This is a genomic window from Pusillimonas sp. T2 (assembly GCF_002236805.1).
Taxonomy (GTDB): domain Bacteria; phylum Pseudomonadota; class Gammaproteobacteria; order Burkholderiales; family Burkholderiaceae_B; genus Neopusillimonas.
On sequence record NZ_NIQA01000004.1, the window covers coordinates 168,331 to 180,185 of the forward strand.

13 protein-coding genes and 1 tRNA gene are annotated in these 11,855 nt (G+C 54.0%); 13 read left to right on the top strand and 1 reads right to left on the bottom strand.

What is annotated here, in order from left to right; all coding sequences use genetic code 11:
* Window positions 1-23: 23 nt before the first annotated feature.
* On the top strand, window positions 24-1,286 hold the full coding sequence (locus tag PuT2_RS08960) for an aspartate kinase (protein ID WP_093970696.1): 1,263 nt from the start codon (window positions 24-26) through the stop codon (window positions 1,284-1,286).
* A 60-nt stretch (window positions 1,287-1,346) separates the two neighbouring features.
* Window positions 1,347-1,439, top strand: a tRNA-Ser gene (locus PuT2_RS08965).
* Between the two features lie 84 nt (window positions 1,440-1,523).
* Here the strand turns inward: PuT2_RS08965 and PuT2_RS08970 are convergent.
* Complete coding sequence (locus PuT2_RS08970) at window positions 1,524-2,402, bottom strand: LysR substrate-binding domain-containing protein (RefSeq protein WP_093970697.1); 879 nt, start codon at window positions 2,400-2,402, stop codon at window positions 1,524-1,526.
* A gap of 149 nt (window positions 2,403-2,551) precedes the next feature.
* Between PuT2_RS08970 and phnC the strand changes: the two genes are divergently transcribed.
* From phnC to hisN, 11 genes are all read left to right on the top strand, one after another.
* Window positions 2,552-3,367 carry a phosphonate ABC transporter ATP-binding protein gene (gene phnC / locus PuT2_RS08975; RefSeq protein ID WP_093970698.1) on the top strand — a complete coding sequence of 272 codons (816 nt, stop codon included), beginning with the start codon at window positions 2,552-2,554 and terminating at the stop codon, window positions 3,365-3,367.
* Window positions 3,368-3,387: 20 nt separating this feature from the next.
* A complete protein-coding gene (gene phnD, locus PuT2_RS08980) occupies window positions 3,388-4,263 on the top strand; it encodes a phosphate/phosphite/phosphonate ABC transporter substrate-binding protein (RefSeq protein ID WP_370318038.1) in 876 nt (291 codons plus the stop codon).
* 26 nt (window positions 4,264-4,289) lie between these two features.
* Window positions 4,290-5,066, top strand: coding sequence for a phosphonate ABC transporter, permease protein PhnE (gene phnE / locus PuT2_RS08985; protein WP_256387469.1), 777 nt, complete (start codon window positions 4,290-4,292; stop codon window positions 5,064-5,066).
* Window positions 5,067-5,129: 63 nt separating this feature from the next.
* Window positions 5,130-6,110 carry an NAD(P)-dependent oxidoreductase gene (locus PuT2_RS08990; RefSeq protein ID WP_093970701.1) on the top strand — a complete coding sequence of 327 codons (981 nt, stop codon included), beginning with the start codon at window positions 5,130-5,132 and terminating at the stop codon, window positions 6,108-6,110.
* Window position 6,111: 1 nt separating this feature from the next.
* Complete coding sequence (locus PuT2_RS08995) at window positions 6,112-7,095, top strand: YeiH family protein (RefSeq protein ID WP_093970702.1); 984 nt, start codon at window positions 6,112-6,114, stop codon at window positions 7,093-7,095.
* Between the two features lie 148 nt (window positions 7,096-7,243).
* Window positions 7,244-7,711, top strand: a complete 468-nt coding sequence (locus PuT2_RS09000; RefSeq protein WP_093970703.1) for a CopD family protein — start codon at window positions 7,244-7,246, stop codon at window positions 7,709-7,711.
* Between the two features lie 34 nt (window positions 7,712-7,745).
* The gene (locus PuT2_RS09005) at window positions 7,746-8,219 is read left to right on the top strand and encodes a Dps family protein (protein WP_093970704.1); all 474 of its coding nucleotides are present in this window, start codon (window positions 7,746-7,748) and stop codon (window positions 8,217-8,219) included.
* Window positions 8,220-8,364: 145 nt separating this feature from the next.
* Window positions 8,365-9,414, top strand: a complete 1,050-nt coding sequence (locus PuT2_RS09010) for an NADP(H)-dependent aldo-keto reductase (protein ID WP_093970705.1) — start codon at window positions 8,365-8,367, stop codon at window positions 9,412-9,414.
* A 6-nt stretch (window positions 9,415-9,420) separates the two neighbouring features.
* Entirely contained in the window at window positions 9,421-10,107 is a 687-nt protein-coding gene (locus PuT2_RS09015) for an ATP-binding cassette domain-containing protein (protein ID WP_093970706.1), read from the top strand.
* Entirely contained in the window at window positions 10,097-10,891 is a 795-nt protein-coding gene (gene fetB, locus PuT2_RS09020) for an iron export ABC transporter permease subunit FetB (protein ID WP_093970707.1), read from the top strand. Before PuT2_RS09015 ends, fetB begins: the two co-directional genes overlap by 11 nt.
* A 59-nt stretch (window positions 10,892-10,950) precedes the next feature.
* Window positions 10,951-11,745, top strand: a complete 795-nt coding sequence (hisN, locus tag PuT2_RS09025) for a histidinol-phosphatase (RefSeq protein WP_093970708.1) — start codon at window positions 10,951-10,953, stop codon at window positions 11,743-11,745.
* The last annotated feature ends 110 nt before the right edge of the window (window positions 11,746-11,855 follow it).

An 11,855-nucleotide genomic window follows, 5' to 3' on the forward strand; every position in this document is an offset into this window, starting at 1 on the left:
TTGTCCTTTTTGCAGAGTAAAAGATGTCCCTGATTGTTCACAAATACGGTGGCACTTCAATGGGCTCGGTCGAGCGCATTCAAAATGTCGCACGTCGCGTCGCAAAATGGCACGCCGCTGGCCACCAGGTGGTGGTCGTTCCCTCGGCCATGTCGGGCGAAACCAATCGTTTGCTTGGGTTGGCCAAAGACATTTCCCCACGTCCCAACGAGCGCGAGCTCGATATGCTGGCCGCCACGGGTGAACAGGCCAGTAGCGCATTGCTGGCCATTGCCCTGATGGAGCAAGGTGTTGCCGCACGCAGCTACACGGGCTGGCAAGTGCCGGTAAAAACCGACTCGGCTTACACCAAGGCCCGCATTACGTCCATCGACGACGCGCGTATCAAAGCCGACTTGGCTGATGGCCGTGTGGTCGTAGTGACAGGTTTCCAAGGTATCGACGAAGAAGGCCACATCACTACATTGGGTCGTGGCGGGTCCGATACCTCGGCTGTCGCTATTGCTGCCGCTATTGGCGCCCAAGAGTGTCTTATTTACACTGATGTCGATGGTGTTTACACCACCGATCCGCGCGTGGTTCCAGAGGCTCGTCGTCTTTCGGTTGTTTCTTTCGAAGAAATGCTCGAAATGGCTTCGCTCGGATCCAAAGTGCTGCAAATTCGCTCGGTAGAATTCGCCGGCAAATACCGTATTCCCATCCGCGTATTGTCGTCGCTTACCGACCCCCTGATGTCGCTCGAAGAAGAAATGACTTCGGGCACTTTAATTACTTTCGAGGAAGACCAGAAAATGGAAGCAGCCGTCGTTTCGGGCATTGCCTTCAGCCGCGATGAAGCCAAACTTACTCTGCTGGCGGTTCCCGACAAACCGGGTGTGGCCTACTCAATTCTGGGTCCCATTGCCGCCGCCAACATCAACGTCGACGTCATTCTGCAGAACCAGTCTGTCGAAGGCACCACCGACTTCTCGTTTACTGTTAACCGTGCCGATTTCCCTCGCGCCCTCGAAGTGCTCGAGCAGCAGATCGGTCCGGCCGTCGGGGCTCGCGAGATCCGTTCCGACGACAAGGTGTGCAAAGTGTCTGTCGTCGGTATCGGTATGCGCAGCCATGTTGGCGTTGCCAGCCTGATGTTCCGCACGCTCAGCGAAGAAGGCATCAATATCCAGATGATTTCCACCAGCGAGATCAAGACATCGGTTGTTATCAGCGACAAGTACATGGAGCTGGCGGTACGTGCATTGCACAAAGCCTTCGGTCTCGATCAAGAGGGCGGCAGCCTGTAAGAAACTGCCGTTTTCGGCCCAAAGCTCGGCTTTCTTGTGCTAGAATGCTGAGCTTAATTCGGAGATGTGGCCGAGTGGTTGAAGGTACTCCCCTGCTAAGGGAGCATACGGCTTATACCCGTATCGAGGGTTCGAATCCCTCCATCTCCGCCAGTACAAACAAAAAAGCCCCTGTTCATCAGGGGCTTTTTTGTTTTCTGACGATGTTGGGCGAAGGTTGTGTTCGATGCCGGCGCTTCAACCCAACACCTCTTGCGCTGTCTGCAAAAAATGAGCAATTAAGGGTGAGTTTTTGCGTTCGACCCGACAGATCAATCGTGTGAACGTATGGGCATTGAATCCTTCAACATCAAGCGTCACGAGGTCAGGGCAGGGTTGATATGCGGTATTCGCGACGACACCAAGCCCCAAGCCTTGGATAACAGCCTCGCGCACGGCCTCACGGCTTCGCATTTCAACGCTGGTTTTAATCTGAATGTTCTTGGCACTGAGCGAATCTTCAAACGCTTTGCGGGTGCCCGAACCTTGCTCCCGCATTACGAACTCTTGGCCATTTAAATCGGTAAACCGCAGGCTCTTTTTCTTGGCTAACGGATGATCCGTGTGCGCAAAGATCACCAGTTTTTGGGCCCGATAGGGCAGACAGAAAATGTGTGGATCCGTTATTTCGTTGAGTACAAGGCCAATATCACCTTCGTAGTTCAGAATGCGTTGCGTTATGGACTGCGAGTCTCCCACAGTCACACTGATATGTACCCCAGGATACCGCGCACGGTAGGCTTTGATGATGGGGGTGATGTTGTGTGGGCCGATGGCATGCAAATTCAGCGTGCCACGATAGTTGGTTTTTGCCGCAATCAACAAAGATTGCGCATCTTGTTCTGCACTGAATAGCCTTTGCGTGTGCTCAAGCAGGGCGTTACCAAATTGCGTCAGCTCCAGCCGTCGGCCTTGACGATAGAAGAGCTCGACCCCGTATTCCGATTCCAGTCTGATGATATGAGCCGATACGGTGGGCTGGCGCAGTCCCAGTTGCCGTGCTGCTGTGGTGATTGTGCCTGTTCGCGCTGTGGCATCGAAGGCTTTGAGGGCTGCGATAAGTGAGGTCCCAGACATAGATGAAATCTATAGATAACTAAATTATTTAATGTAAAACGTACATATTGGTGAAATAGCATTTGATCATACTGTCGCCCAATGTCTGAAATACAGCTGCCGACGATTAACCGGCAATGTGCAGACCAATGAATTGAAAGGTGACCTTAATGACTGCTTCCCCATCGTCCTCATGGCTCTTGCAGACCAGAAGCCTTGCCGTGGTTTATAGCAATGGCTATCAGGCACTTCAGCCCACCTCTTTGACGATTCGCCCAGGTGAGTTCCTTGTGTTGCTTGGGGCATCTGGCGCGGGCAAGTCAACACTGCTGCGTAGCCTGAATGGCTTGGTACAACCCACGGCAGGTGAATTGCTATTGCACGATATCGATCAGCCATTGTCGGGTGGACGTGCCCTGCGAGAGCATCGTCGCCGCACGGGTATGGTGTTCCAACAACATCATTTGATTGGTCGTCAAACCGTTTTAGCTAATGTCTTGATGGGCTTGTTGGCAACGCGCAGCGGTTTGAGATCGCTCTTGCCTTGGTCCAAGGACGATAAAGAAAAAGCATTCAGTGCACTTGACCGGGTCGGTTTGATTGACAAGGCGTTGACACGTGCTGATGCCTTGTCGGGTGGTCAGCAGCAGCGCGTTGGAATTGCACGTGCCTTGATTCAGCAGCCCCGCCTGATGCTGGCTGATGAGCCTGTGGCTAGTCTGGACCCCCATACCGCTGAAAGCGTCTTGCAGCTGCTTCACGATATTTGCAAAACCGATCATCTCACTGCTGTGGTGAGTTTGCACCAAATTGATTTTGCCAAGCGATTTGCGGATCGGATTGTTGGGTTGAGTCAGGGGCGCGTCGTTTTTGACGGCAAACCTGCAGCTTTAACCGACGCCGATATTCAAAGGCTTTACACCGGGAACGTTAGTCATGACGCTCCCGAAACCCATCTAGATATCCCCGCCCTGTGTGCGGCTTGATTATTCAGGAGAATTTTATGTTGAAACGTCGTCATGTTTTGAAAGCCATTGTGGCTGGTTTTTTTGCAGTTGCATTGCCTTTATCGACCGCTGTACAGGCCAAAAACCCAGACCGCTTGCGCGTTGCGCTGTTGCCAGACGAGAACGCTGCAACGCTGATTCAAAATGCACAGCCGCTGAAGCAGTATCTTGAAAAAACGTTGAATAAAGACATTGAAATTATTGTGACGACAGATTATTCGTCCATGATTGAGGCCATGCGTTTTGGGCGTATTGAAGTCGCTTATTTTGGACCTTTCTCGTATGTTCTGGCAAAGAGTAAAGCACCTAAGATCGAGCCTTTTGCCGTCGGTGTTGAGCGGGGTTCACCGACCTATCAGTCAGTCATGATTGCCAATGTCGATGGCCCGGTGAAGCGCTTAGAAGATATCCGTGGTCAGTCTTTTGGTTTTGGCGACCAAGCATCGACGTCCAGCCATTTGGCGCCACGCGCGCACATTCAGACGAAAGTAGGCCTGGATGGCGAAAAGGATTACCGTCCTGTACATTTGGGAACCCATGATGCCGTAGCGCGTGCAGTGCAGACAGGGCAGGTGCCCGCCGGTGGTTTGTCGAAGCCTATTTTGGAGGCCTTGATTGCTAAAGGTACGATTGATCCGACAAAAATTGTTGAGCTGGACTTGAGTGCGCCGATTCCAAACTACCCGATGGTGATGCAAGACAATTTGGACCCAGAGTTGAAACAAAAAATTCGTAGTGCCTTTCTAGAAATGAAAGACCCTGAAGTTTTGAAGAGCTTCCGTGTCGAGGCATTCGCTGCGACCGATGATAAGGCTTACGACGTACTGCGTGAAACAGCTAAAGTCCTTAATCTTGATATCGGGACAATGAAGTGACAACGGATACCTTGAAGTATGCACATTTGCTGGCGGTTGACCGCCAGCGCAACCAGCGTACGTTCATGCTGGTGATGCTGATCGTGTTGTGTTGTCTGGTGGCATTGGGCATTACAGGGTTTTTTGATGCCCAGCGTTTCATCGATGGTGCACCCGCGATGCAACAGCTGGGATCAGAAATGATTCCGCCTGATTTTTCACGTTGGCAACATTGGGTTATTCCGTTACGTGACACCTTGGCGATGTCGGTGGCCGGTACCGCTTTGACGGTTGTCTTGTCGCTGCCCTTGGCATTGTTGGCAGCACCTAATACGACACCCCATCCGTTGGTAGGGCGTGCGTTGCGGGTTGTGTTGGCGGCCTTTCGGTCAGTGCCTGAAATTATTCTGGGCATTATTTTTGTGGCAGCCGTTGGCTTTGGGGCCCTTCCTGGTGTGCTCGCACTGGCGCTGCATTCAACCGGTATGGTGGGCAAGTTTTATGCCGAGGCAATAGAGCATGCGGACCCTAAACCCATGGAGGCTGCAGCAGCTGCAGGCGCAAGTCGTTTTCAGATCATTACACATGCCGTATTGCCGCAAGTGTTACCCCAATTGGCCGATATCACAATTTATCGTTGGGAATATCACTTCCGGGCCTCAGCAGTCTTGGGGATTGTCGGTGCAGGTGGGATTGGCTTTGAATTGATGGCGGCCTTGCGCCTCATCAAGTACTCCGAAGTGTCTGCGATCTTGTTGTCTATCTTGGCCTGTGTGATTGTGGTCGACAGCTTGGGTGGCTGGTTACGTAAGAACCTGAAGTAAGGCTTCAGACCGGCCCCGCGTCCAGATGAGGCGGGGCCTTATTTGAATAAGAAAAGATTTGATATGTCTAAAAAAATTGTGGTGACTCAGCCCGTGCATGCTGAGGTTTTACGCAGATTAGAAAGTGTGGGTGACGTGGTTATGAATACAGGGCCCGCACCTTGGACTCAGGCCGAACTGTATCAGCACCTGGTCGATGCCGAAGCCATGATGGCGTTTATGCCAGATCGTGTCGACGCAGAAGTGTTACGTCGTGCCCCCCGTTTAAAAACCATTGCGTGTGCATTGAAGGGCTATGACAACTTTGATCTGCAGGCCTGTGAGCAGGCCGGTGTGGTCGTATCGTTTGTGCCCGATTTGTTAACAGAACCGACCGCCGAGTTAGCGATTGGTTTGGCGATCGCAGCAGCACGCAATATCAAACCTGGTGATGATTTTGTCCGTACGGGCCAGTATGAAGGTTGGCGCCCGGTACTGTATGGAACGGGTTTGCATCAGTCTGTCGTGGCTGTGGTGGGTTTGGGTGCCGTCGGACGTGCGATTGTGGATCGTTTACAGGGGTTTGGGTGCGCGCAAATTTTGGGGGTTGATCCCTACAACGTCGATGAGCGTGTCGTTCAGGTCGCGTTGTCCACCGCAATGACACAAGCCGACTACCTTATTTTGGCCGTACCCTTGACCGATACAAGTCGTTATCTCATTGATGACGCGGCATTAGCCCAGGCTAAGCCGGGGCAGGTGCTGGTGAATATCGGACGGGGTTCAGTAGTATGCGAGGCTGCCGTAGCACGTGCCTTGCAGCGTGGTCAGTTAGGTGCTTATGCGGCTGATGTTTACGAAATGGAAGATTGGCGACTGGCCGATCGCCCTCTGTACATTAATCCGGTCTTGTTGGTCGCTGACAATACCGTATTGACCCCGCATATTGGTTCTGCTGTGGCACGAGTGCGGCTGGCGATTGAGTTGCGTGCGGCTGATAACTTAATTCAAGTGTTGGCGGGGCAGATGCCTGCAGATATCGTTCGTTCTGTTGTTCCGGCTTGAAATGTTCGCCGGGCTAGCGTTGACCGCCATTCTGGCGATATCGGGGGTAGGGCTCGCGCAGGTGGCTTGGGCTAACGCCATGGGGTTAAGCGGGCTGACGCTGGCGATTATCCTGGGCATGGTCGTGGGTAATACCGTTTTCCCCCATATGGCCAAGCAGGTCTCGGCGGGTGTTGATTTTTCAAAAAGCACGTTGCTCAAGGTCGGGATTGTCTTGTTCGGGTTCAAAATCACCATCCAGGAAATGATCCAAGTAGGTTGGAGCGGTGTGGTGATTGCGGTGGTCATGGTCGGGTTGACCTTTGGGTTGGCTTTGGGATTGGGTCGTTTATTGCGATTGGATAGACAAACGGCCATGCTGATTGGTGCCGGGAGTGCCATTTGCGGTGCGGCTGCAGTCATTGCAACCGAGTCTGTCGTGAAAGGGCAGGCTCATAAAGTGACAGTGGCCGTAGCGACAGTCGTTATATTTGGCACGTTGGCTATGTTTTCCTATCCATGGCTATATCCCGTTTTGAACATGACGGATCAGGCTTTTGGTGTCTTCGTGGGCTCAACGGTTCACGAAGTGGCGCAAGTCGTGGCGGTTGGCGTGGCTGTAAACGAGGCCGTGGCTTCAACGGCGGTCATTGAAAAAATGATTAGGGTCATGTTTTTAGCCCCTTTTCTCATGATCTTATCGGCTTTTGTGGCCTGCCCATCAGCCCAGGGCAGACGCATAGTCATCCCTTGGTTTGCCGCGTTGTTTATTGTGATGGTCGGACTGAATTCATTGCAGATACTGCCTGCAGAGTGGGTAGCCTTCATTGTGCAGTTGGATGCCGTGTTTTTGGCCATGGCGATGGCTGCATTAGGCTTGCGGACGCGAGTAAGTTTTTTGCGTGAGGCAGGGTTGCGCCCCATGCTGTTGGCGACAGCTTTGTTTGTTTTTTTAGTGGTCGGGGGCTATCTCGTTAACCTAGGGGTCATTGCTTGGCTAGGTTAGTTTTATTTAATGCGTCTGACGACGACGTGAATTCATCACAACCCTGTTACGGTTGTATCATTAACCACCAGTCGACGACAGATTGTCGGTCAAAATGAATATTTAAGGGCCGACGATGTAGCGCCATTATTATTCAAACGGAGCCCGCATGCTGTATGCCATTCTTAAAACCTTGCACGTCCTGTCCATTATTGTTTGGGTGGGCGGCATGGCGTTTGCCCATTGTTTCTTGCGGCCTGTGGCTGCACAACTCGACCCGCCAGTGCGCCTGAATTTGCTGTGCAACGTGCTAGGGCGTTTTTTCAAGACCTTGCTGTGGGTTGCCCCATTAGCCATTATTACGGGTATCTGGATGATCGGTAACGCGGCGCGCTCTGCGTCGCAAGCCGGTATTGGGTTCAGCATGCCCCTCGACTGGCACATCATGTCAGTGCTGGGTTTGCTCATGCTGGTTATTTTCCTGGCAGTGCGTTTTCGCTTGTATCCGCAGTTTGCCCGTGCGGTCGCAGGTGCCGATTGGCCGGTTGCTGGGGCCGCAATGGCCAAGATTCGCAAGTGGGTTGCCGTAAATCTGGTACTGGGGCTTACCACGGTTGTCGTAGCGTTGGTATATTGAAGCTTGTTCCTTCAACTGCAACAAGGTACTTATCATGAAGATCGATATCGGCATTTCAGAAAAAGATCGTAAAGCAATTACCAAAGGGTTGGGCAATTTGCTTGCTGACACCTACACGCTTTATCTGACCACGCACAATTTCCATTGGAATGTGACGGGCCCCATGTTCAACAGCTTGCACGATATGTTCATGCAGCAGTACACCGAGCTCTGGAACGCGGTCGACCCCATTGCCGAGCGTATTCGTTCGTTGGGCTTTCCTGCACCCGGTTCATATGCCGAGTTTGCCAAACTCAGCTCTTTGCCCGACGCACCGGTCAAGCCGCCCAAAGCCCTCGAAATGGTTGCCATTCTGGCCAAAGGCCACGAAGCCACGGCTAAAACCGCGCGTGCGTTGTATCCGTTGGTTGAAAAAGCCAGCGACGAGCCCACCGCCGATCTATTGACTCAACGTATTACCGTACACGAGCAAACCGCCTGGATGTTGCGTTCATTGCTGGAGCAATAAGCCACAGTTGTAGCGTGTCGATATGCCGGGCCACTCCGTTTCGCTTCAACGCGCCGGGGTAGCCCGGCTTTTTTTGCGTCCCGTTCTGTCGGATTGCCAGCAGCAGATACAATGTTCTCAGTCATTTCAGCACCAAGGAGCAACAATGCAGTATCGCAAGCTGGGTCATACCGATATTCAAGTCAGCCTGATTGGTTTGGGCACCATGACGTTCGGGGAGCAGAACACCGAAGCGCAGGCGCACGAGCAACTGGATTACGCCTACGCCCAAGGCGTGAACCTGGTCGATGTGGCCGAAATGTACCCAGTACCGCCCAAGCCTGAAACTTATGGTTCAAGCGAGCGGTTTGTCGGTTCGTGGCTGAAGAAAACAGGCTTGCGCGACAAAATTGTGTTGGCCACAAAAATTGCCGGGCCGTCACGTCAGGCAGGCCGCCCCAGCCATATTCGCGGTGCGGCCAACCAGTTCGACAAGCCTAATTTGGTAGAAGCGCTTGACGGTAGTTTGCAGCGCCTGGGTACTGACTACGTCGATTTATATCAGTTGCATTGGCCCGATCGCAGCACGACAACCTTTGGCCGTACCGCGTATCCCTACGAAGACGAACCTTATACGGTACCTATCGAAGAGACCTTGCAGGCGCTGTCTGATCTGGTGAAAGCGGGCAAGATCCGCTATATCGGTGTGTCAAATGAAACGCCCTGGGGTGTGTCACGCTTTCTAGCGGCGGCGCGCGAATTAGGTCTCGAGCGCATCGTATCAATTCAGAACCCGTATAGCCTGCTGAACCGAACCTACGAAGTGGGTTTGTCCGAATTTACGCATCGTGATGGGGTGGGCTTGCTGGCCTATTCGCCATTGGCGTTTGGCTGGTTGTCGGGCAAATACGAAGGCGGTGCCCGGCCGGCGGGTGCCCGTATTACCTTGTTCGAGCGTTTTACGCGCTACACACGGCCACAAGCCGTCGCAGCAACGTCGGCGTATGTGGCACTGGCCCTCAAGCATGGGTTGACGCCGGCATCCATGGCGCTGGCCTTCGTCAACCGTCAGCCATTCGTGACCAGCAATCTGGTTGGTGCGACCTCGCTCGAACAGCTTCGCGAGAATATCGCCAGCGTCAATGTCACGCTCGACGACGAGGTTCTGCAGGGCATTGCAGCCATTCATGAGCTTTATCCCAATCCGGCGCCTTAACGCCCGATGACCGATAACGTGTTCGAACTGTCGGGCGTGACGCACGCCCGACAGGGCCGCGAAGTGTTGCACGACATTAACCTGTGCTTGGCGCGTGGGCGGCCGGTGTGTCTGGTGGGTGCCAGCGGTAGCGGCAAGACATCCTTTTTGCGTCTACTGAACCGACTCGAAACTCCCGCTGAGGGCCGCATACTGTTCGATGGCAAACCTATCGAAGACTACCCGGTGCGCCGTTTGCGCACACAGGTGGGGTTTGCGTTTCAGACGCCGGCCATGTTCGACGGCACAGTGCACGACAACCTTGCCGCAGCAGTCAGGTTTTCAAAAGGTAAGTCGGCTCAAGACGATCACGAACGTATGCTGCGTGCCCTTGAATTGGCCGAGTTGTCGGGCGACTACCTTGAGCGCCCCGCCGATCAGTTGTCAGGCGGTGAAAAGCAGCGCGTTGCGCTGGCTCGCACCCTGATGACGGACCCGGCAGTCTTGTTGCTCGACGAACCTACTTCGGCGCTTGATCCTGATTCCGGAGCTCGTCTGATTAACACCCTCAAGAAGTTATCTGACGCCGGAATGACCATTATCATGTCGACGCATCGCTTGGGCGAAACCGAGGCGCTGCAGGCCGATGTGGTGGAGTTTGATGCCGGTCGTGTGGTGACACACAAAACGGCGAAGGAGCGTAATGTCGATTGAGCGAGCGATAGATCTGGATTGGATCAACCTGGCCATGGCATTGCCGCTGATTTTCGTGGCCATTGGGTTGTCGTGGTGGCAACGCCTTGGTTTGGGCAAGAGCCTCATCATTGGCGCTATTCGAGCGGCAGTTCAATTGCTGCTTATCGGCCAGATCCTGGTCTGGCTATTTTCCACCGAACGCTGGTATCTGGTGCTTGGGGTGCTGCTTGTCATGGTGGTGACCGCGACCTTCTCGGCCACGGGCCGGCTCGATGCCGTCGGGTCGCGCGCCGGCTTGCGGTGGTTGTGTGGGGGCGCCATCTTGATTGGCTCGGGCCTGACCATGGCCTACGTTGATTTGCTGGTGGTGCACATTACGCCCTGGTACGACCCCAGATACCTTATTCCCATATTTGGCATGATTGTGGGTAATGCCATGAACGGTGCGGCATTGGCGGCAGAACGCTTGCGCTCGGAATTTCAGTCGCGACGCGATGAGATTGAGGCTTGCCTCGCTTTGGGTGCCAGTCCTGCACAGGCGTCGGCAACGGTCGTGCGACAGGCAATGCAGGCGGCGATGATCCCTACTATTAATGCGCTGGCGGTGGTCGGTATAGTGTCGTTGCCGGGTATGATGACGGGGCAAATTCTGGCGGGCGCCGACCCAACCCAAGCCGTCAACTACCAGTTGGTCGTGATGTTTATGCTCACGTCTGCGACGGCCATTACCGCTATTTTAGTAACCTTGTGGTATCGCAATCGCTTTTTCAGTCCCGACGAGCAACTGGTAATGCTGGATTAAAGCGCCTTGCTTCCTCGTGATCGCCTCACGGTAGCCTTTCTGTTTTTTATCTTTGTACTATGTCTCTTAGCACTGACCAACTCAACGAATATCGGCGCTTTGCCGAAACGCTGGCCGACGCGGCTGCCAAGGCGATCATGCCTTATTTCCGGGCGCCCCTGCCGGTACAAGACAAGGGCGGCAAATTGTTCGACCCGGTAACCGAGGCCGACAAGGCAGCCGAGCGTGTGATGCGCGAATTGATTCTTGAGCACTACCCAACGCATGGCGTAGTGGGTGAGGAAGAAGACAACGTGGCCGGTAGCAGTGGGTTGACCTGGGTGCTCGATCCCATCGATGGTACGCGCGCCTTTATTACGGGTATGCCTTTGTGGGGTACGCTGATTGCGCTGAATGACGGCAACCGTCCGGTTCTGGGCGTCATGAATCAGCCGTACACTGGCGAACGCTTTGTCGGTGCGCCAGAGGGCGCCTGGTGCAATGGTCAGGCGCTTAAAACCAGGGCATGCGCCAGCATCGCGTCAGCACGCTTGATGTGTACGTCCCCGCAGATTTTTGATAATGAACAGCAGTTGGCGGCATTCAATGCCGTAGCCGAGCAGGTTCAGTTGTTACGTTACGGTGGCGATTGTTATGCCTATTGCATGCTGGCGTCGGGCCATGTCGATGCCGTTATCGAGGCGGGCTTGCAAACTTACGACGTGCAGGCTTTGATTCCTATTATTGAAGGCGCCGGCGGCGTCATGACCGCCTGGGATGGCGGCGATGCACAGCACGGTGGGCCGGTTGTCGCTGCGGGTGATCCGGTCTTGCATGCGCAACTGGTTGCGCAATTGTCGGCTGCAATGCGGTAGTTGTTGGTTCGGCCAAATGCACCTTTATGGTGCAGTCGCCAGTGTCGGCAAACCGATCGTTGTGGTGCGGCGGTCGCGCACCGTGGGATAACACCACGCCAGGAACAAAT